Origin of the sequence: Paraburkholderia hiiakae (assembly GCF_904848665.1) — a bacterium.
Lineage (GTDB): Bacteria > Pseudomonadota > Gammaproteobacteria > Burkholderiales > Burkholderiaceae > Paraburkholderia > Paraburkholderia hiiakae.
In genome coordinates this window covers 61,530-81,032 of record NZ_CAJHCQ010000014.1, presented here as the reverse complement: position 1 = coordinate 81,032, position 19,503 = coordinate 61,530, and the positions used below count along the sequence as shown (strand labels likewise).

The 19,503-nt window shown below is 61.3% G+C and carries 16 protein-coding genes and 1 pseudogene; 9 read left to right on the top strand and 8 right to left on the bottom strand.

The features are described from left to right. Window positions 1–53: 53 nt before the first annotated feature. Together JMY28_RS24690 and JMY28_RS24685 are read left to right on the top strand one after the other, a co-directional pair. Complete coding sequence (locus tag JMY28_RS24690) at window positions 54–455, top strand: plasmid mobilization protein (protein ID WP_201698515.1); 402 nt, start codon at window positions 54–56, stop codon at window positions 453–455. Continuing rightward, window positions 445–3,477 carry an LPD7 domain-containing protein gene (locus tag JMY28_RS24685; RefSeq protein WP_201698514.1) on the top strand — a complete coding sequence of 1,011 codons (3,033 nt, stop codon included), beginning with the start codon at window positions 445–447 and terminating at the stop codon, window positions 3,475–3,477. Before JMY28_RS24690 ends, JMY28_RS24685 begins: the two co-directional genes overlap by 11 nt. Before the next feature lie 470 nt (window positions 3,478–3,947). Here the strand turns inward: JMY28_RS24685 and JMY28_RS24680 are convergent, their stop codons facing one another. Together JMY28_RS24680 and JMY28_RS24675 are read right to left on the bottom strand one after the other, a co-directional pair. Beyond that, the gene (locus JMY28_RS24680) at window positions 3,948–5,633 is read right to left on the bottom strand and encodes a DUF4041 domain-containing protein (protein WP_236597019.1); all 1,686 of its coding nucleotides are present in this window, start codon (window positions 5,631–5,633) and stop codon (window positions 3,948–3,950) included. A gap of 178 nt (window positions 5,634–5,811) precedes the next feature. Further along, window positions 5,812–6,144 carry a hypothetical protein gene (locus JMY28_RS24675; RefSeq protein WP_201698513.1) on the bottom strand — a complete coding sequence of 111 codons (333 nt, stop codon included), beginning with the start codon at window positions 6,142–6,144 and terminating at the stop codon, window positions 5,812–5,814. 1,265 nt (window positions 6,145–7,409) lie between these two features. On the opposite strand from JMY28_RS24675, the gene JMY28_RS24670 reads away from it, so the two are divergent. Both JMY28_RS24670 and JMY28_RS24665 read left to right on the top strand, forming a co-directional pair. Beyond that, window positions 7,410–7,736, top strand: coding sequence for a hypothetical protein (locus tag JMY28_RS24670; protein WP_201698512.1), 327 nt, complete (start codon window positions 7,410–7,412; stop codon window positions 7,734–7,736). Between the two features lie 234 nt (window positions 7,737–7,970). Further along, window positions 7,971–8,779, top strand: a protein-coding gene (locus JMY28_RS24665; RefSeq protein WP_201698511.1) for an IS5 family transposase whose coding sequence is annotated in 2 segments (ribosomal slippage) — window positions 7,971–8,307 and window positions 8,307–8,779 — 810 coding nt in all. Because the reading frame shifts where the segments join, the coding sequence is not laid out codon by codon here. 132 nt (window positions 8,780–8,911) lie between these two features. Here JMY28_RS24665 and JMY28_RS24660 read toward each other — a convergent pair. Continuing rightward, a pseudogene (locus JMY28_RS24660) lies at window positions 8,912–9,829 on the bottom strand (DUF72 domain-containing protein). Window positions 9,830–9,840: 11 nt separating this feature from the next. Beyond that, the gene (locus JMY28_RS24655; RefSeq protein WP_201698510.1) at window positions 9,841–12,987 is read right to left on the bottom strand and encodes an error-prone DNA polymerase; all 3,147 of its coding nucleotides are present in this window, start codon (window positions 12,985–12,987) and stop codon (window positions 9,841–9,843) included. A gap of 220 nt (window positions 12,988–13,207) precedes the next feature. Here JMY28_RS24655 and JMY28_RS24650 point away from each other — a divergent pair, with 220 nt between their 5' ends. The 3 genes from JMY28_RS24650 to JMY28_RS24640 all read left to right on the top strand — a co-directional run bounded on the left by JMY28_RS24650 (window position 13,208) and on the right by JMY28_RS24640 (window position 14,681). Beyond that, on the top strand, window positions 13,208–13,546 hold the full coding sequence (locus JMY28_RS24650) for a hypothetical protein (protein ID WP_201698509.1): 339 nt from the start codon (window positions 13,208–13,210) through the stop codon (window positions 13,544–13,546). A gap of 116 nt (window positions 13,547–13,662) precedes the next feature. Continuing rightward, window positions 13,663–14,022, top strand: a complete 360-nt coding sequence (locus JMY28_RS24645) for a hypothetical protein (RefSeq protein WP_201698508.1) — start codon at window positions 13,663–13,665, stop codon at window positions 14,020–14,022. Window positions 14,023–14,225: 203 nt separating this feature from the next. Next, window positions 14,226–14,681: a hypothetical protein gene (locus tag JMY28_RS24640; RefSeq protein ID WP_201698507.1), complete on the top strand. Its 456-nt coding sequence runs from the start codon at window positions 14,226–14,228 to the stop codon at window positions 14,679–14,681. A 101-nt stretch (window positions 14,682–14,782) separates the two neighbouring features. Here JMY28_RS24640 and JMY28_RS24635 read toward each other — a convergent pair whose 3' ends face one another. Together JMY28_RS24635 and imuA are read right to left on the bottom strand one after the other, a co-directional pair. Then, entirely contained in the window at window positions 14,783–16,258 is a 1,476-nt protein-coding gene (locus JMY28_RS24635; RefSeq protein WP_201698506.1) for a Y-family DNA polymerase, read from the bottom strand. After that, window positions 16,179–16,895 (bottom strand): translesion DNA synthesis-associated protein ImuA, encoded by a 717-nt coding sequence (imuA, locus tag JMY28_RS24630; protein WP_201698505.1) that lies wholly within the window; start codon window positions 16,893–16,895, stop codon window positions 16,179–16,181. Before imuA ends, JMY28_RS24635 begins: the two co-directional genes overlap by 80 nt. Before the next feature lie 418 nt (window positions 16,896–17,313). On the opposite strand from imuA, the gene parS reads away from it, so the two are divergent. Further along, window positions 17,314–17,769, top strand: coding sequence for a type II RES/Xre toxin-antitoxin system antitoxin (parS, locus tag JMY28_RS24625; RefSeq protein ID WP_110388253.1), 456 nt, complete (start codon window positions 17,314–17,316; stop codon window positions 17,767–17,769). Beyond that, on the top strand, window positions 17,766–18,236 hold the full coding sequence (locus JMY28_RS24620; protein ID WP_201698647.1) for an RES family NAD+ phosphorylase: 471 nt from the start codon (window positions 17,766–17,768) through the stop codon (window positions 18,234–18,236). Before parS ends, JMY28_RS24620 begins: the two co-directional genes overlap by 4 nt. Before the next feature lie 293 nt (window positions 18,237–18,529). Here JMY28_RS24620 and JMY28_RS24615 read toward each other — a convergent pair whose 3' ends face one another. Together JMY28_RS24615 and JMY28_RS24610 are read right to left on the bottom strand one after the other, a co-directional pair. Beyond that, the gene (locus JMY28_RS24615; RefSeq protein ID WP_201698504.1) at window positions 18,530–18,844 is read right to left on the bottom strand and encodes a helicase; all 315 of its coding nucleotides are present in this window, start codon (window positions 18,842–18,844) and stop codon (window positions 18,530–18,532) included. Between the two features lie 312 nt (window positions 18,845–19,156). Beyond that, complete coding sequence (locus tag JMY28_RS24610) at window positions 19,157–19,498, bottom strand: H-NS family nucleoid-associated regulatory protein (protein ID WP_236597018.1); 342 nt, start codon at window positions 19,496–19,498, stop codon at window positions 19,157–19,159. Window positions 19,499–19,503: the final 5 nt, after the last annotated feature.

The following is a 19,503-nucleotide window of genomic DNA, read 5'->3' as shown; positions in this document are numbered from 1 at the left end:
GCCGGTGGCGGCAGTTCGCCGCCCGATGTCTCTCTGGTAACGGAAAACATGCGATGAGCGCAGACGATCTCAATGTTGTGGCGGAAGCCAAGCGCCGTGGACGAAAAAAAGCGCAGAAGGCCCTTGGCAGGCCGGTCAGCACGCGGCTCACCGACGACCAGTGGCAGATCTTCAATGAAAAGGTCGAACGTTCCGGCATGAGTCCGTCTGTTTTTTTGCGCGAATGCATCCTGACGAACCGCACGCAGATCGTCGCGCGCCCACCCGCGTCCGTTGAGCGACAACGGATCATGTACGTGATCAACAAGACCGGCAACAACCTCAACCAGCTGGTCCACGTGGCGAATACGGCGCGCGTGGCTGGCCAGCTATCCGAATCCACGTTCGTCGCCCTGGTCGACGAACTGGAGTTGATCACGCAACTGCTGAAGGCCCATCTTCATCGTGTTGATTAGAGTGGACGGCCGTCACGACGGCGTGAAGCAGTACCTCGAGGAAGGCCGCAAGGTTGGCCGCGACCTGGATCGTGATGACCTTGATGAGCGCGTGGTGCTCGCCGGTGATCTCGACCTGACCGACGCAGTGATCCAGTCGATCAACGCCGCACCCGGTGTCGAACGTTACCTGTCCATCACGCTCTCCTTCAAGGAGGATCACGTCGCCCGGGAAACGCTGTTTCAGATCGTCCGGGAGTTCGAGGCGTTCGCGCTGCACGCCTACCGCCCGGACGAATACAGCTTCTATGCCGAGGCACACCTGCCCCGGATCAAGAGCTATGTGGACCAGCGGACTGGCGAACTGGTTGAGCGCAAGCCGCACATCCACATCGTCATTCCGCGCTGGAACCTGCTGGCTGAAAGGCACCTGGAACCGCTCGGCTACGTGCGCGCCAACCTGAGTTTCATCGACGCGTTCCAGGAGCATGTCAACGCGCAGTATGGCCTTGCGAGTCCGAAGGACAACCGGCGCACGTTGCTGACCGACGCATCGGAAATGATCAGCCGCTACCGTGGCGACCTGTTCCGTGCGAACGGTCGTGAGCTGAAGGAACAGATTCTCGACGCGGTGCTGGATCGCCAGATCGAGACCCATGCGGATTTCATGGCGCTGCTGCACGAGCACGGTGCCGTGCGCATGCGCAATACCGGTCTCGACAACGCCTACCTGAATGTGAAGCCGGCTGGCGCCGACAAGGGCGTGAACCTCAAGGAATACGTATTCACGCCTGAATTCATCGCACTGCCGACCGCAGAGAAGCTGCAGGCGCTGTCGGCAGATGCGGCCGACCGTTATGAGGCGGGTGTTGCGCCCAGACGCACACCAGCGCACATAGCGGCCGTGCTGGATGAGTGGTACGCGACCCGCGCGCGCGAAGTGAAGTATCTCAACAGCGGTAGCCGTCAGTACCAGCGTTATCAGGAATCCTCTCCCCACGACCGCGAGCTGATGCTTGTGGATCTTGAACGCGGCTTTTACGCACAACATCTGAAGGCACATCATGAACGAGCAGACGACTCCCTCCCAGGCCTCGACGGACACCTTCACAGAAGCGGACGCGCATTTGAATTCGGCGCCCAGTCGCCCGACGCAGTCTACGGGACAGGCGCGCGCGAATCAGAACTCGACGCGCCCGAACCCATCGATGATGGATACGGCGGCCTCGATGCCGAGTTTGACCTTATCCCAGGTGGGGCGCACGCGGCGCCCGAACCCTTCGACGCTGTGCGAAACGTGCCCGGCCGCCCTGTGGACGGCATCGGACATCGATCTGCAGTGCTATTGCCGCATCATGCGTTTCACCAGCTGGAGCCAGACGGCGCCGTATCCGCGCACGGCCTGCGACGGGCTGCAGATCGCGATGGAGAGCCTGCAGCGCAACGAGTAGGGCACGCAGCCCCCTCAGTCAGCGGGCTGGACGCGTACAACCGTGCGCTTGAGAGGCACTATGCGTTCGGCGATCCGTTCGACAGCCTGCCAATGATGCAGCCGCATCCGGCACGGACACCATCCGGCATGTCGCCGCCAGGCTGGTTTTCCGGCAACCGGCGAGACGCGTTTCCAGACCGGTTCGACTCGATCGACGCGTTGTTCGAGTTCGAGGCAAGCCGGCCAATCCTGCGGACACAGCACGCATTCGCGGTTGATGTTCCACCGTACCGGTTGCGCCGCTCTCGCACCGACGACGCCACGTATGCCACACCGCGACACACTGGCCGCGTCTCGGACAGTGTAGTCTCGCAACTCGCGCGCGAGCTTCGGCAGCGTGATGAGTCAGGTAGTCAGCACGCCGAGTTTCGTGAGATTCGCCAGGGTCTCGATGCCAGTCGCCTGCTTGCCGAACTGTCGTACACACACGGCGTGCGGCCCGCGAAATATGCGGTCACGACGGGCCGCGACGGCGCCGATCGCATCCGCGCGGGCTCGCGCAACCTCAACGTGTCGGACTTCCTTACTAAGGAACTGAATCTGTCGTGGAGTGAAGCCGCACCATTGCTACGCGCAGTGTATGAGCGACAGCAGGCCGGTGAGCCGGTTCCGGCTCCGCGCGAGCTGCCACGCGCGGCACTTTGGCGCGAATACTCGGTCGCGCGCGAAGCGCATGTCGTGGCCCGTAGTGACGCGTGGCTCACACAGCGCGCAAATGAACAGTGGCGCCGCGCTGAGATCCGCGCCGCGTTCGACACCAGGCGCGCGGAAATCCGGCGGGATGTGCGACTCACACCGGCTGGCCGACGCGCGGCGACGTCACTCGCACGCGCCGGGCAACTGGGCCGCGACGACGCGCTGCGGGAGTCGATCGCACGCGAGCGGGCCGCACTCAAGGAAAAATTCGGAGCGGCAGGCGGCCCGAGCTTTTCCGGCTGGCTGCGCACGCGCGCGGAGCAGGGCGATGAGCGCGCGCTCGAGGAGTTGCGACGCACTGCCGGCCCGGAGCGTGTATCGGGGGCGGTCAAAGTCGATGCCGAGATCAGCGGCGAAGCCTTCAATGTGATCCGGCCGAACACTCCACGGCAGCACGCGCAGGACGAATACAATGCGATCATTTTCCGCTCGCCTGGTCTGTCCTGGTCGGTGAACGAGCGTGGCCACGTCACCTATCGGTATGACGGCCGCGACATTGTTCGTGATCGTGGCACCAGTGTTCAGGTGCTGCAGGCGGAGCGGTCCGCCATCGAAACCGGGCTGCGGCTCGCGCAGGGCAAGTTCGGCCATACGCTCGAACTGACTGGCGACGACGCGTACCAGTTGGCGGCCGCGAGGGTGGCCGTGGACGCCGGGTTGCGCGTGCAGTTCAGCGACGGGCGACTGAACCGGGCGATGGACCAGTATCGCCACGCGCGCGTCGACCAGCAGGTGCAGGACGCGCTCGGCACGCCTGGTGCCTCTTCGCCTACGGATCCACCGCCAAAGCCCCAAACCCATCGACCGGCACAGGATTGGCCAAAGCCCTCCGACGACAGTAAGCCGACCCCCTGATGCTCGAACGGCCACAGCCCGTTTGCCCAAGCGCCGCGCAGAGCGTGCGATGCTGGTTAAGCGGGTTATGTGATGCGCGAATCGGGCGCTTAGAGACGATCGATGATTTCGGGGACGTCGCCGTGCTCGAGGACAAGCACATGCGCGCTGCGTGCATGCGGCAGAAGCGGCGGAACCGAAAGGCCGAACGCGCGCAAGACGCAGCGAGGGCCGAAAGGCAATGCCGCTACAGTCCTCGCGCGGTCTAATCGGAAAACCGCGTGAAAATCAAAGGGATCCCAAGATATGTGTGAAGTCGTAGGCCTGTCGTTAGAGACGCGGCGCGTGCGGCTCGCGCGTGCCCCGTACTAGGCTCACGGCGACGATCGGTGGTGCCCGCCGTCCTCGCTCGACGCGGATAGCTTCGCGCCTTGGATGGATGAATGAGTGGGCCAGAATCGCCGCAACGTTAGGTTGGCCCGTTCAGTTGCTTATACGGCCGCAGCATCCATGGCACTCTCCTCGTCGTTGTCCAGGGCCGCCTCGTAGGCGACTTGCTGCCTGAACCATTTGTCGCGGCGCTCCGGGTCAGCCTCAATCTGTCGCGCAATCGCAAGGCTCTCGCGATACTCCGCAGCGGTGGCGGTCATCGTCCACGAGACGTTGAGCCCCATCTGCTCAACGGAAGCGCGCAGATCCGCCAACCCTACGTGGAAGAATTCCTTGCGCGGGTTCACCTTGTTGACCTGCGTCTCGAAAAACTTGCGATGCAATGTACGCTCGAGCTCAGGGGCGTTCTCCGACCAGATCATTGCATGCACGTCGAACGAGAACGGCACGCTCGCGTCACCGAGTTCCCGGACGCGGTCCAACGGCTCAAGGCGCCGCGTCAGGCCAACCTTGTAGACGTGTTCGCCGAACGATCCAATGTTGGAAATAATGTAAACATGGCCGGCCTTTGTCTGTTGCGCCATTGAAAGTGCGCGCTGGTTCTTTTCTTCCGCCTGACGCAACTTTTCCTCAAGCTCGGCGAGCTGGGCCTCGAACTGAGCCTTCTGCTCTTCCGAGGCGCGTGCAATCTGACCTTGCGCCTTCTCCATGGCGCGTCGAATTAGATCCTCTTCCTTTGCAGCATCACGGATTGCGCGCTCGTACTCGCGGCGAGCCTTCTCCTCCTCACGCATCTGCTCGCGAATCTGCCGCTGCTCCTCTTTCTCACGTTCGCGAAGTTCGTGCGCGCGCACCGCCCAGACCAGTTCCTCAACGCGCGCGTCAATGTACTCCTTCCGAATTCGCGCGTTGCGGAATGCGGCGCCATTGTTGTTCACGAGAGCAGCGGCATCCCTGATTTCCTGTTGCAACGTGCCGAAGTTGTCCACCTTGGCTCGCGAAAGGATGGAGTCTATCTTTCCGTTAAACGCATCAACCACAAATCTGATGGCAGTATCTCGACGGACTTTCTCGACATAGTCGCATTCAGCCGCCCGCCTCTGCGTTGCCATCAACCTCGAATAATCGCGCGCAACCTTGAGCTGCCTGCCGGCTTCTGTATGTGAGTAGGTCTGTGCCAGGTCGTCCAGCAAACTGTGGCTGGGAATCACATACGAATCCCCATAGCCATCGATGACGTTCTTCAGCGCGGCAACGGTGGCCGTCAGTCGGTCGGCTTCATGGAGCGCGCGCAGAGCATCACCGCCAATTTCCTCTGCTCGTGTTTGAGCGTCCTCGATAACCTTCGCTGCGTGCGCGCTGGCACGCGAAATCTCCAGTTCCGCCTCTCCGCGCTTCTTCTTGCCTTCTGCGGTTGCCTCCGCGACCAGGCGGGCTGCTTCTTTCTCGGCGGCCGCGAGCGACGCAGCCGATTTGCTCTCAGCAAAGATCAGGACCTGAGCAGCTTCGGCCCTTATTCGGTCGGCCTCGACCGACGTGTCGCGTATGCTCGAAAACTGGGCGAGAGAATCCCTGTCCGCTGTCGTTGCTACCAGTTGCTCCCTCAAAGTTGCAGCCGCAGCCGCGTTCGCAGCGTCGTTCTCTTCCTTTGCTGCTCGCAACGCTTCGAAGCGCACGCTTAGGTCGGCCGACTCCTTCTTGCTTGCAGATAGTGCGTTGGTGGCGATTGAATAACGCCACAGCAGGGCCGCGACGAGGATGACGAGAATTACTAGAGTTAAAGCCACGGTCTCTCACAAGGTTATGCGTGCGGGCGGCCCTGACCGCGACCGCACAGATATCTAGTTTGTTTTTCCGGTAGGAGATGATTTTCGACACTCGCTTTGGGCGAGCACTGAGCAAAGATCAGTATAAGGATTCCCTGGAGCCGCAATGTCCCGGGACCTATTGATGTGTGATGTGGCACTAGTTGCACATCACCTGATTCCCGAGTCGAGTACATGTGCGACCGTTGGTATACATTGTCTGGTTTCCAATCTGTGTACCAGTTACGCCGTCGGAATACATGGTTTGGTTGCCGATTTGCGTAGCAGTCGCTCCATTCGAGTACATCGTCTGATTTCCAATCCGGGTCGCCGACATCCCGTTGCTGTACATCGTCGTGTTTCCGATTTCTGTTGCCGTAACACCATTGGTATAGCTTCGCTGGTTGCCCATTTGCATATAGCCGATTTGCGCGTGTGCGACGCCAGCGAGACATAGCCAAATGATTGCAAAGATTCGAATGGCGGCCTTCATCAGATTTCCTTCGTGAAAAGTAGGTTGATTAATCAACTATATAGGGTGGTGTAAGAAATCTGTATGCGTCACCATGTCGCCAATGCTCGTTTAAAGCGCGTCGCCTGTAGCGTCTCCTTTTGGCGAGTCTTAGGCCCCTTGACTCAGCGAGACGGTCGCCCGCTGCTGGCCGACTGCCATCTGAGAAGTTAATCGCTGCAACCCCGATTCTGGTATCAGCCTCTCCAAACGCTTCGTGTTGTGGCGCTAGCGGTTGCTGACTATTGTCCTGGCATGACGCAATCGGGGCGCGAGCGTCATCAGGTAGCAGGCCCATGGCTGCTATCGACTATGCAGCACCGTATAATGAATCATATAGGAGATAAATCAACTACATAAGCGGGGTCTAAGTCATGAAAAAAATAGTTTTAGGTACGGTGACCGTTTCGCTCCTTGGTGGATGCACAACCGAAATGGAAAGTGCAGCCCAGCAAGACCGGCAGACGTTTCTGGCATGCAAAGCGGCGAACCCCACGACCTGGGGCGACAAATGCAACGGTGAGCTGCAGATGTACCAGACGACATCGTTAGCAGCGGAAACCGATTCGGCGAGGCGGGCACAGACGATGAACGCTATCGGCGCCGGGCTTCTGGCCGGTGCGGCTGCGGTGGCAGCAGGAGCCGCAGCAGCGGAAGCGTCACGACCGGTATATGTTATGCAGCCGGTCTACGTGCAACCGGTCGTGGTGTGCCGGTGGAGATGCTAACGAGCCTCGAATCGGACGGCAGCATGCTCCTGAACTAGCGGAGCTTTGTCGACAGTGAGACCTTCCGCGCGAGAGCCGGTGCATCGAAAGGCGCGGCTATCTCGCTAACACTCGTTAGCGACTCCGCTGTCTCGCTCGCAGACGGATGTCCATTGACTAGCCGAGGCGACAGGCGGAATGCGACAGATTGTGGTGAAAAGCACTGCGACCGAGCGTTCAGTGAAGTATTCAGGCGTCCTGTTGCCCCGCGTCGATCCGAATCTCGCGAAGTTTTCGAGGCGCGTGACTAGCCTTTCCGAGAACTCCCTACTCACCTCGACATGGCTACGCGTCCATCAGGACGGCGCGTTTCACTCATGAACAGGCCGGCTGACGGATGCAAGCAGTTCATCGGACCCGTGAAAGAGAAGGGTGGGTAGTTATCCTCGAGCGGCAGATCGCTAAAAGGCTTCCGCTTCACAGCTCACTGGTCAGTGGTCGGTATTTAGATTGCGTATGGTTGTGCTTTCAAACTCTGATATGAAGACGTTCAAGAAGCTTGGTTTGGCGATTGCCTGTTCCTTCGCGCTTATCGGTGCCTACGCCCGTGCCGACACCGCCGTCGTCGTTTACACGCAGTCGGGGTGCGACTATTTCATCGCCAGCGGACAGCGTGGGTTTTATGTTCTCGAGTGGTATGGCGGCCACGATCCGGATCAGGGGGATGTCGTCGCGGGTAATATCGGCAGCTACGGGATGAAGGATGTTGCCTATCCTCAGCAAGGGGTGGAAGGACGTGTTTGGGTCGAGGACTACGGTCTTACCCAGGATTCGGCGATGGACACCTGGAACGACCAGTGCCACTAAGAGAGGCATACCGGCGGTGAGCTCGCTACCCGGTTCCGACATTGTGAGCAGGCTGACCGCAACCAGCGGCATGATTCCCTGTCGTAAGAGAAGTCTGTTGCCCCGCTCCTGGATTGCGTGTCGCCTGTGCCCGCGCTTGCACTGCTAAGAAGCTGTTGCGAAATTACCCATAGGGGCTGTTAACTTTTCCCGACTGCTGTTAACTTTCTGTCTTGTTTTGCTCGACAGGAAGCAATGGCCAAAGAACTCATAGACGACGAACTGTGGTCACTCATCGAACCACTGCTGCCTGCGCGAGCGCCGCGCAATCGCCGATACGCGGGCCGCAAACCGACGCCGGACCGCGCCATACTGACCGGCATCGTGTTTGTGCTGCGCTCAGGGATTGCGTGGAATCTGCTTCCCCAGGAGATGGGCTGCGGTTCGGGCACCGCTTGCTGGCGACGACTGGTCGCATGGCAGAAAGCGGGTGTCTGGAAACGTATCCACGAGACGCTGTTGGCGGAGTTGCGTCGTCGCGGACAGCTCGATATGGCGCGCGCCATCGTCGACAGCTCTTCAATTCGTGCGATGGCAGCGGGAAAAAAACAGGCCCCAATCCGACGGACCGGCGCAAACTCGGCAGCAAGCACCACATCATCGTCGACGCGCAAGGTATCCCGCTCGCGGTCATCCTGACTGGTGCGAATGTTCACGACGTCACCCAGCTGGATGCGCTGGTAGACGCGATTCCCTGCTTGCGCGGCAAGCGCGGACGCCCGTTGCGCAAGCCCAAAATCGTGCAAGGCGACCGAGGCTATAGTTCCGACGCGCACCGCCGACGCTTGCGCGAGCGTGGCATCACTCCTTTGCTTGCCAGGCTGCGCGCACCGCACGGTAGCGGTCTGGGCAAAACGCGTTGGGTCGTCGAGCGGTCGATTGCCTGGCTGCATTCCTTCAGACGCTTGAAGATTCGCTATGAACGACATGCCTATATTCACGAGGCCTTCCTTTCGCTTGCCTGTTCCATGATTTGCTGGAGTCGACTAAAGCTGTCTAATTAATTTCGCAACAGCTTCTAAGTCTTCTCGCTTGAATTGACTGACAGCTTCGTGGCTCGAAGAGACATTTGGATGTCCGGATGTCCGCACTGCTGCGTTCACGAACGGCTGAGACTGGCCGCACTCTGGTATCGCTCATGTCACGGCCGACACCGCGCCGTCGCCGAGAAGGCTCATCAGCACGCGCGCGTTACGCTGCCCCTGATCTTCGTGATTGTTGTTAAACACGACATGCGTCTGTGCCACGGACGCAGCAATGCTCCTTATTTTTTCTGACAGTTCGGATAACTAATCGTCGTTGTAGTCGTAGTTAAAGCGATCACTCGCAACGGTTGCGCCCTTGATGTTCCAGGTCTCGTGGTTGCGCCCGTGCAGGCGTACCAGCGCAAGCGCAGGGTTCGTGACTTCCCACACGGAAGGAATCGAGTTGGCTGATCCTTGAGGCTCATCGGCCACCACGTTGATGAGTCCATGTTCACGTGCGAATGCGAGCGTCGCTTCAGAATGCTTTGTATCGAACCAGCTGCGGTTGCGAAACTCGACGGCCATTAGATGACGACCGGCCATCCATTCCGCACAATGTTCGACGTGCACGCGCCCGTCAGGTGCCGACGTAATCCATGGTGCGAACTGGAAATGCACTGCCCCAAGTTTTCCTGCATCCTTCAAGGGTGCTATTGCCTCGAAGTAGCGTCTCCAAAGCTCGGCACGAATGTCGTCTGGCATGTCTTTGTAGTAGAGGTTCTTCTTCCCGTTCTGCGGCAATGCGGGCTGCATGTCCTTCGGAAACATATCGCGCGGCGTCTGGTGGCCCGTGAAAAGCCGGAACGCCTTGATGTTGAAAACGAAGTCCGACGGTGTGCGCTCGACCCACAGAACGGAGTTGCTCCCGTTGGGCATCGAATAGTAGCTGGAGTCCACCTCAACGAGCGGAAACCGAGTCGCATAGAAGCGCAGACGAGCTTCCGCGCTGCTACACCCGGGCGGATAGAACCGTTTGCTCTTGATGAGTGTCGGATCGGTCCACGACGCTGTGCCAACACGGATGTTCATCGGGTTCTCCGCTAGCAGAAGTCACGACTCACGGTTGGAAGCTCGCCAAGCATGGAAGTCACATCAACGAGCCGGTTTGCAACGAGATGCCGCACCTCGCCTTCGCGCTGCCAAACGCCGTAGACTGCGAGCAGCGACGAGCCGAGTGCCTCACGACGGAACTTCTCCAGCACTGACTGCCAGACAATCACGTTCACGCTGCCGGCCTCGTCTTCGAGCGTCATGAACATCACACCGTTCGCCGTGCCCGGCCGTTGCCGGACCGTGACTATGCCGCAGGCGCGCGCAAGTTGTCCGTTACGATAGCGCATGAGCGCATCCGAAGGCACGAGCCGCATTTTTGCAAGCTGTGGGCGGAGCAGGGCGAGCGGATGGCGACCGAGGGTGAGGCCCGTCGCACGGTAGTCACCCACGATCTCCTGACCTTCGGTCATCGGCGCAAGTTCCGGCGTCTCGTCGTCATCGGTGGCGCCGCGCAGCAAGTCGCGGTCGGGCACAGCCGCGACCGCCTGCCAGAGTGCTTCCCGTCGTTCTCCCGCAAGGGCGCGCAGTGCGTTCGCAGAAGCGAGTACCTCAAGATCGCGCCGGTCGAGCTGCGCTCGGCGTGCGAGATCCGACACGTCGCGGAACGGTCGCACCGCGCGTGCCATTTCAATGCGCGCTGCGGCCTCTGCTTTCATGCCGCGGACCAGTGACATACCGAGCCGCAACGGATCGCGCGTCGTTGGGCCTTCGATCGCGCAATCCCAGTTGCTCACGGTCACGTCGACAGGCAGTACTCGTACGCCGTGGCGCTTCGCATCCTGGACAAGCTGCGACGGCGAATAGAATCCCATCGGCTGGGAGTTGAGCAGCGCGCACGCGAACACCGTTGGCTCGTGGCACTTCAGCCACGCGCTTGCATAGACCATCAGGGCGAAGCTCGCCGCGTGGCTTTCCGGAAAGCCGTACTCGCCGAAGCCCTGGATCTGGGCAAAGATCTGTTCAGCGAACTCGCGCTCGTAACCACGCTCAAGCATGCCGTTGACGATGCGGTCGTAGTAGACGCCAAGTCCGCCCTTGCGACGCCACGCCGCCATCGCACGGCGCAACTGGTCGGCTTCGCCTGCAGAAAAGCCCGCCGCAAGCATCGCAACCTGCATGACCTGCTCATGGAAGATCGGCACGCCCAACGTACGGGCGAGCGCCTGCTCCATCTGTGGACTCGGGAAGGTTACCGGCTCGATGCCTTGCCGCCTGCGCAGGTACGGATGGACCATCCCGCCCTGGACCGGGCCGGGGCGCACGATTGCGACTTCAATCACGAGGTCATAGAACTGCCGTGGCTGCAGGCGCGGCAGCATGCTCATCTGCGCACGGGACTCGATCTGGAACACGCCGACCGTATCCGCACGGCAGATCATTTCGTACGTTGTGGAATCCTCGGCCGGGATGTCCTGCAACTCGAACACCTCACCGCGCTTTTCCGAGATCAGGTCAAGTGCACGGCGCACGGCCGACAGCATGCCGAGCGCGAGCACGTCAATCTTCAGGAGTCCTAGTGCCTCGATGTCGTCCTTGTCCCACTGGATGATTGATCGATCAACCATCGCGGCATTCTCGATGGGCACGAGTCGCGAGAGCTTGCTGCGGCTGATGACGAACCCGCCGCTGTGTTGCGACAGATGACGCGGAAAGCCAGGCAGCAGGGCGGCGAAATTCGCCCACTGCACAATGAGTGGCGCCTGTGGGTCAAGGCCCGCTTCAGCAAAGCGGCTGAGCAGGTCTTCCTTCGAGTCGAACCAGTGATGCGCCTTGGCGACACGGTCGACGATGGCCGGGTCCACGCCGAGCGCCTTACCCGACTCCCGCAGCGCGCTGCGAGGACGATAGGTCGTCACGGCAGCCGTCAACGCCGCGCGATCGCGCCCGTACTTGCGATAGATGTACTGGACGACTTCCTCGCGACGCTGATGCTCGAAGTCGACATCGATGTCCGGCGGCTCGCCACGTTCCTTGCTGATGAAGCGCTCGAACAGCATTGACGAGCGTGCGGGGTCGACCTCTGTCACGCCCAGGCAGTAGCAGACAGCGGAGTTGGCAGCCGAGCCGCGTCCCTGACAGAGAATCCCCTCGTTGCGTGCAAAGCGCACGATGTCATACACGGTGAGGAAGTATGGCTCGTATCGCAGGTCGGCAATCAACGCGAGTTCGTGCTCGATCTGTTCCTGGACCTTGTGCGGAATGCCCGATGGCCAGCGCCGGTGCGCGCCGGTGTAGGTTTCCTGGCGCAGGTAAGCCTCGGGCGTGAAGCCTTCGGGCACAAGGTCGTCAGGATATTCGTAGCGCAGCTCATCGAGAGAGAACGTGCAGCGACGTGCGATCTCGACGGTCTCGGCGAGGGCGCCTGCCGGATAGAGATTGGCCAGACGTAATCTCGAACGCAGATGCTGTTCGGCGTTGGGCGCGAGGTCATAGCCGCACCCGGCAACCGGCCGCCCGAGGCGGATTGCAGTCAGCACGTCCTGAAGGGGTTTGCGCGAGCGGACATGCATGACCGGCGCGCCGGTGGCCACCACGGGCACCGCATGGCGTGCAGCAGCCCGCTCGATCGCTCCGCGGTGAAGGTCGTCCATCGCGCGGGCATGAAGCGTCAGTGCGATCCGCGCGCGCTCACCGAACGTCGCTGCGAACCATTCGAGTTGCGCATCAAGGCGCGTCTCATTCGCGGGGTACTCCGGGATGAGGATCGCCATGCAGTCCGGCAGTCCCTTCAGGTGTCCGTGCGAAGCCTCCGGGTGATCCAGGTCGCGTGTGGCGAGCCGGTAGCTGCCTTTGTCCGCGCGCATGCGCGCAAGCGTGATCAGTTCGCTGAGATTGCCGTAGCCCTCCCGCGTCATGGCAAGGGCGGTAAAGCGCAGGGCGTGCGAGCCGTCGGCATTCGTCAGCGCAAATTCGGACCCCACGATGAACGGGATACCTGTGGTTTTCGCTTCGACGTGCGCTCTCACGACCCCGGCCAGCGAGCACTCGTCCGTGACGGCGATTGCTGCATAGCCCAGTTGCGCCGCACGCGCGGCGATGTCGTCGGCGTGCGAGGCACCGCGGAGGAAGGAGAAATTCGACGCGCACTGGAGTTCGGCATACGCCGGCAGTCCGCCAAAGCCAGGTGCAGGCATAGATTGCGCGCGCGGCCCAGCCGGCACCCGATCCATTGGACCCGGACGCCCTGATTCCGTCTTTCCGCCCTCAATACTGTATATTTATACAGTATTATTCTAGCGCAACCCGGCTGGAAGGCCAAAATATCGGCTTTTCTCCGGAATGAACCGGACTCCGGCGGGCTAACATCGCGGAAAATCCGGCCACAACCGGTTCACAGCAAATGGAGCACAAACGATGGGACAGGCAAAACAGCGCGGGACGCAGGAACAACGCATCGCGCAGGCAAAGGCGAAGATAGATGCGTTGCGCCCGGAAAAGCTGGTGTGTGGTGCATGCAAGACCGCATTCAGCGATTTCGACGCGCTCGACACGCGAAACATGGCGGGTATCCAGGCTGCATTCGGCGGGATCTGTCCGTCGTGCGGAGAGACGGTGCTGTCCTTCAGCGGCGAGAAGGACGCTGTCGCGAACGCCATGCTCGCGTGGCAGGACGCCATGGAAAATGAAAGCAAGCTTGGCAAGCAATCGTCGACGGGCGAACACGTACCCTTCGATGAACAAAAAGACGCATGACGGTTTGCAGGCGCATGAGCATGGCATTGCATGGTCCGGGCTGACGGGCCAGACACGGGATTGACAACCACTACACATATGGCGCGGCAAAGCCCCGCGCGCAGGGAGGGCCGAACATGAGCATGCACGAAAACGCTGAGGTACTCCTCGCGTGGTTTCGCGAACGCGCAAGCGCGACGGTGAGCGAGATTGTGGCGTCCGGACTGATGAAGTCCCGCACGGCTTCCGATGCTGTGCAGTACGCGCTGCGCAATGGGGCGCTTGAGCGCATCGTGCGTTCAGGTGCAAGCGCGAAGGATCGCGTTCACTATCGGGCGACCGGAGTCGCGTTGCCCGCGCCCCGGGCGCAGTCGGGTCAACTGTCTTTTGATGGTTTGCTGACCGCGTGGGGCATCGTTCTTGAGCCGCCCCGGCTTCTGTCGACGCAGTCCCGCAGGCACCAGATTTCCGATGGCGGATTTCCGGATAACGAATAGCAGGAAAGCGTTGCTGACGACATGGAAGCGCTCTGGTTCCGGGACGCCTGCGGTACAGGAGCAGGCGGCTGCCATTGTGACCGGGAGATCGACGTCCTGAGGCAGCTTCTGTCGTGGATTGCCTTTGTGGGTCAGCGACCGGATTGAAGCGCGACAACAATCTTGCCGTTATCGAAGGAAAGCATCCTTGATCCTTTCCTGTCATGGCCCGAACCAGGCAAGGCGCTTCGAAGCGCCGCTGCGGCATTCCATTGGCTGTTCGTTTGCTTCCCCTGCCGGAGAGCGCCGTCCGTCAGCGGATGATCGCGTATCACCTCACACTTTCCAGCCTCCGGCTGCAGCGCGGCGATCTTGCTCATTTCGTGACGATGGCACAGATCATCGTCAGTACGTCACACCTCTTCGATGCGGGGTATGGCCGGGCGCGCATTGAGGGCTTGACCGAAGCGCACGACGCGCTCGAGCGCAGCCTGCGCGCGGCGCTGGCGTCTGGCATCTGGGGTATCGATCCGGCAACCTTCGAACTGTTCGCAGAACTGCTGACGTTACACGAGGAGCAGTTGCATGTCGCTCCACTCGAAGCCGTCATCCGTTCCTCACAACCCGCTCACCTGAGTCGGGCAGACGGTATCCGGAGCGTTCGCCGGGCGGCGGCATGACGATCCGGCCACAGGATGCCTGAGGGCGGTTCTGCGCAAAAGCGCACGCCCGACGGGTCAACGGATCACAACAATAGCGCCCCTGCAGCAACGCCCGCATCTCAGCCAAACAGGCCGTGAAGAAACCAGCGTGGTTCGCGCTCATCACGACTGCCGACGCGCTCACGAAATACCCAGTAGTGCAGATGGTTTTCGGCTTCGGCAACGAAGTAGTCGCGCGTCACGATGTGACCGTCCTGCCAGCCACACTCGATCCGCTCTCCGGGCGACACCATCCGCAGCGGCGTACCGTAGAAAGGACGATGGCCGCGCACGATGAGCTGGATGGGCACCTCAAGAAGCCACGACGGGCGCGGGAGGTCGCGCGGCAGATTCGTGCGTGAGGGTCTGGTCTCGCTGCTGACTGGCACCCATTGCGCGGCGACTTCCGGGCGGAAGTCGGCGACCGGCGCTGCTTTCATCACATTGGCTGTGCCAAGCCTTGCCGTAAGCAGCTCCATAAGGCGCGCGTGATCCTGCGGCGATCCTCCCGGTTCGGGAAACAGCGACTCACTCGGTGTCTCAGCTTCCCGTACATCCTTTGCTTCGAGCCTCAATGCAATGACCGGGGCCGCGAGTTCGATCCGCGAGAGTCGCTCTTTCAGCAGCCGCACGAGGTGCTCCTCGTGCCACGTCGGCTCGCCAAGCGCGACTTCCACGTCCGTTGGGGGAATCGCATCGCGGCCGCGCTCGTGCTCGAGCGAGACAACGAAACGCGCAACGGCCAGCTGGCGGGCGGCAAGCCAGCCCGTCATCTGCAGCGTGAGCCGGCGCGCTGCGAAGAGCGCTGCTTCTACATGCTCGATGCGGTCCGGCAACTCGAGACGGGCATCGAACGCGGGCGGCATCGTGAGCCATTCGTGGACTTCGGGGGCCTCGCCCTTCGCGCGGTCAAGCGCATCGAGCAGCGCGGTGCCACAGCGCTTTTTCAGTCCGGCGCGCGGCAGGCGTGTCACGTCATCGATCGTTGTGCATCCAAGACCATCAAACCAGTCGGCGAAACGTCTCGCAGCCGGCAGCACGCCCAGTGGGATGCGCCTGAGTGCGCGCGAAAGGGACCGCTGTGTGAGCGCGACGCCACCGCCGGCGCGCGCAATGAGCCAGGTTGCCTCGGCGGTCGGTGCGATCGAAGCTGTGCACGTCACGCCGAAGTCTGCAACCGTGCGACGCACGCGTCGGCGAAGCGCGCGCAGTCCACCGAAAAGCCGCAGGCTGGCGGTCACATCTGCGAGAACGACGTTCTCGTCGGCGATCACGACGTTTGGCGTGAACTGGAGCAGGGCGAACGCGACACCCCGTACCGTCTGCTCTTCACGCGTGAGCTCACGCTCCCTGAGATCGGCGTCCGGCGCGAGCGTGAGCACGCCGCCCCGACGCATGCCATCGACAACCCCCTGCGTCCGCGCGGCTGCGTCGGCATCGAGCACGCGGCCTTTTTCCAGAACAACGAAACCGTTGTCAGACACCGGCATGTACCAGGTTGGGCAGAAGCTCTCGATGGGCAGGCGTGGCAGATGAACGCCGATCCAGTGGTGCATGACGATTCAGGAGAACAGGCGAAGGGGAGAGCGCAACGAATACGGGCTTGTCGCGATGCGGCCCACGGCGTTTGATGAATGAGACATTCACGCCGTCGGGCGCCGCGTCGATCGAGATACGCAACGGAGCGGGGGACGTCGAGTTCGCCGCAGCCGTAGGACGAAAGAGGAACAGCAACGTATCCGCGTGCTGCGCGGCGAGGTGCAGGCGACGTAGCGCCTCCGGGCGTACCTGCTGCTGCCAGAAAAGCAGCGCCCCTGCGGTTCCGGCACGAAGGATCTGTTCCGCTGCCCAAAGGCTGTCTGCGGTCGTGGCTGCCTTGAGCACGTGGATGTTTTCGGCGCCCACACCCCACCAGGTGAACGCTGCCGGCTGAAGTCTGTGCGGAGGCTGGAGAACGAAGACAGGCCGGGTCGCGACGGCTTCAAGCGCAGCTTTAAGCAGGCGCAGTTCGCCGCAACCCGGCTGCGGGACGATCACCTCGGTCAGGGCCCCCGTCGGCCAGCCGTGGCCCGGCAACTCCGCGTCGAGCGCCTCATGTCCGCTCGTCACCGTGCGGCCGTGGGCGGAGCCCAACTGCGAGGCTCGCCACAAATCCGGGTGTATCGCCTCGACGTTCAGTAGCGGCAGCGCCATGGTGCCCCCAATAAATACCTGTATATATATACAGTGATCGTATCGGGTCTGCTCGCAAAAGTCACGCGGTCAGTCGGTGTGTGACTGCTTTTTATTCAAATCATGCTGAATTGTCTCTGCGCTGCGCATCTGAAGCACGGGGCTGATCGTGGTCGCCGCGAGCGACCATGACCACTCCACCCCGGGCAACCGCGCGCCAGGGGCTCACCACCGTCGCATAGCCTGATGGCCATTGGTGTACTTTGCGCACTACCGTGTCTTGCGCCTATCCTGGCGTTGATGGCGTCCGGGGCTGTTCGGTGGCGCCCGATCGGCCCCCGGCAGAGTCTGCGAGACCCGCTTGTAGCCGCGGCTCAGCGGGATATCCCAATCTGTGGCAAAATGCCTTCATTGTTTGGGCATTTTGCTCGGAGAGACCATGGCCACTGTTGAATACCGACCCACTGGGCGCGTCAACCCGCGCCATACCGAATTCTCGCTGCTGGGCGATCTGCTCCAGGCCCACATCCGGTCCGGGAGCGATCTTGCCGCGCTGGCGACCGAGCGCGTCGGCGTGGACGTGATCGACCGTCTCGGCGAGCATGGACTCAAGGCCGACGAGCTGCTCTTCATCATTCCTCGCCGGACGCTCTCGCATCGTCGTCAGAATGGCGAGCGGCTCTCGACCGACGAGTCGGACAAGGCCATCCGCCTCGCCAGGATCGTTGCACAGGCGGAGACGGTGTTTGGAAACCCGGAAAAGGCCATGAACTGGCTTCGAGGAAAGAAGGAGCGATTCGCCGGGAAAACGCCGCTCGAGATGGCATCGACTGAGCACGGTGCACGGCTTGTTGAGGACACCCTGGTTCAGATCGACGAGGGATACTTCGCCTGATGGAGTTCTGGAGGATAAGCAACTACGCGGACCTTCGGGGAATCGGCGGATTGAGGGCGCCCGGCCGGTGGCATCATCGGGGGCAGCCGGTCGTCTATCTGGCGGAAAACCCCGCGCTCGCGCTGCTTGAGACGATGGTGCACCACGAATTCGGGTCTCCGCAGGCGTTGCCAGATAACTATCAACTGCTGCGCGTGGAGATTACCGGGGACGTTGCGATGGCAGAACTCACGGCGAACGTCATCCCCGACGACTGGCGCGAGAACGCGGACTGGACACAGGCCGCCGGCAGCGAATGGCTGGCGGGAGGGCAGGAGCTGCTCCTCAAGGTTCCGAGTGCAATACTTCCTCGTTCGTACAACTATCTTTTCAATTCTCTTCATCCCGGCGCTGCCTCAGCGACTATCGCGGAGGCACTGAGAGTGCCATACGATCCGAGGATCCGGGCTATCCTGGGCGACAGGTAATCTCGATCGTCTGACGCGAGTGACCCTCGTCCCGGCTATCCCGGCGCAGGACGCATCGCAACCGGACGGACGGCGCAAATGCCCAGTGTGGCTTCTTCGTCCGGCAGTTGCGTGACTGCGTGCATGCGGTCGAGGTTTCCAGGGATGAAGAAAATGTCTCCGCACTGCGCAGAGAATTGAACCGGACACATCTGCAGATGGCGGTCTTCATCGAAGGCGCGCTTAAGCACGAGGTCGCCGCCTGGAGGGTAGTCTGCCTCGCAGCTTTGGAGTGGATTCGGTCGTCCCGCTTTCTACGCGTCTTTGAGCCAGGGCATTTCCACGGGTGACACCACCAGTTGCCGGGACTCGCGCTTCAGTTCGAAGATAAACCCGACCAGGATCATTGAGTCGGTATAAGGAATCGGGAATACGTGGGGATTCTCTGCGGCGCGTAGCGGGCGCGAGGGCGTGTCCGCCGTCGATGCGGCGTTCTCGCGGACGCTTTCCAGTTCGTCAGCCATAGCCTGCCCACTTACTTTCAGGACACGGCTACGCAGGTCGGTGAAGGGTTCGATGCGCGCCCCGTCTTCGTTGTATTCGGGCACTTCGTAGATGAACCAGGACATTTAACTCCCCTGAAAAAGGCAGCCATTCTAGCAGTCGGCATAATCGTGACCTGCCGGATTTCCGCGGATGACTTCAAACCTTGGGGGCAGGCCGGTGCCCGTGGAGATCTGGCCGGATTAACGACGCTGAACAAAGCGACGAACGTTGCGTGGTGCGAGGCCGATCGCGCGCTCACTACAATCTGGAGATCCTGCCTGAGTGGCGCGGCGGCCGTCAGGGTCTGTTGCGTCGACTGGATGCCAGGCGTCGCTTCACGACCTGAACCTGAAAGCCTGCGTTCGACGGCGGGGGGTGCTGCTTTCATTGCGCTCTCAGGCCGTCCCAACGCTCTCCGCACTGACAGTTGCCAGTCTGGTGCCGGCAAACGGGTCATTGCGCCAGTCGGCGCCGGTGCGTTTGCCCGGGTCGCGATTCGACGCGCCGTCAATTGCGAAATGCTCAAGAGATTGGCCGGCACTGATTGCCTGAACCACCCATTGTGGCGGAACGCCTTTGCCGTCCCATGCGTTGCCCGAAGCGTCGCGGAAACGCACTGCCTGCAAACGCTCCTGATCGGCTGCAATTGAAGTAGCAATGTCTTCCGGTTCGATTCCAAATTCGGCCATCCGTCGTCGCAGCCAGGCCACGATGCTTTCGCGTTTTCTCTCATCCATCTGGT

Bases quoted from the DNA above. Each gene is read 5' to 3' on its own strand.
- JMY28_RS24690 (WP_201698515.1), top strand. From the start codon at position 54: ATGAGCGCAGACGATCTCAATGTTGTGGCGGAAGCCAAGCGCCGTGGA.
- JMY28_RS24675 (WP_201698513.1), bottom strand. From the start codon at position 6,144: ATGAAGGCCGCCATTCGAATCTTTGCAATCATTTGGCTATGTCTCGCT.
- JMY28_RS24670 (WP_201698512.1), top strand. From the start codon at position 7,410: ATGAAGACGTTCAAGAAGCTTGGTTTGGCGATTGCCTGTTCCTTCGCG.
- JMY28_RS24655 (WP_201698510.1), bottom strand. From the start codon at position 12,987: ATGCCTGCACCTGGCTTTGGCGGACTGCCGGCGTATGCCGAACTCCAG.
- JMY28_RS24650 (WP_201698509.1), top strand. From the start codon at position 13,208: ATGGGACAGGCAAAACAGCGCGGGACGCAGGAACAACGCATCGCGCAG.
- JMY28_RS24645 (WP_201698508.1), top strand. From the start codon at position 13,663: ATGAGCATGCACGAAAACGCTGAGGTACTCCTCGCGTGGTTTCGCGAA.
- JMY28_RS24640 (WP_201698507.1), top strand. From the start codon at position 14,226: ATGGCCCGAACCAGGCAAGGCGCTTCGAAGCGCCGCTGCGGCATTCCA.
- JMY28_RS24635 (WP_201698506.1), bottom strand. From the start codon at position 16,258: ATGCACCACTGGATCGGCGTTCATCTGCCACGCCTGCCCATCGAGAGC.
- imuA (WP_201698505.1), bottom strand. From the start codon at position 16,895: ATGGCGCTGCCGCTACTGAACGTCGAGGCGATACACCCGGATTTGTGG.
- parS (WP_110388253.1), top strand. From the start codon at position 17,314: ATGGCCACTGTTGAATACCGACCCACTGGGCGCGTCAACCCGCGCCAT.
- JMY28_RS24615 (WP_201698504.1), bottom strand. From the start codon at position 18,844: ATGTCCTGGTTCATCTACGAAGTGCCCGAATACAACGAAGACGGGGCG.
- JMY28_RS24610 (WP_236597018.1), bottom strand. From the start codon at position 19,498: ATGGATGAGAGAAAACGCGAAAGCATCGTGGCCTGGCTGCGACGACGG.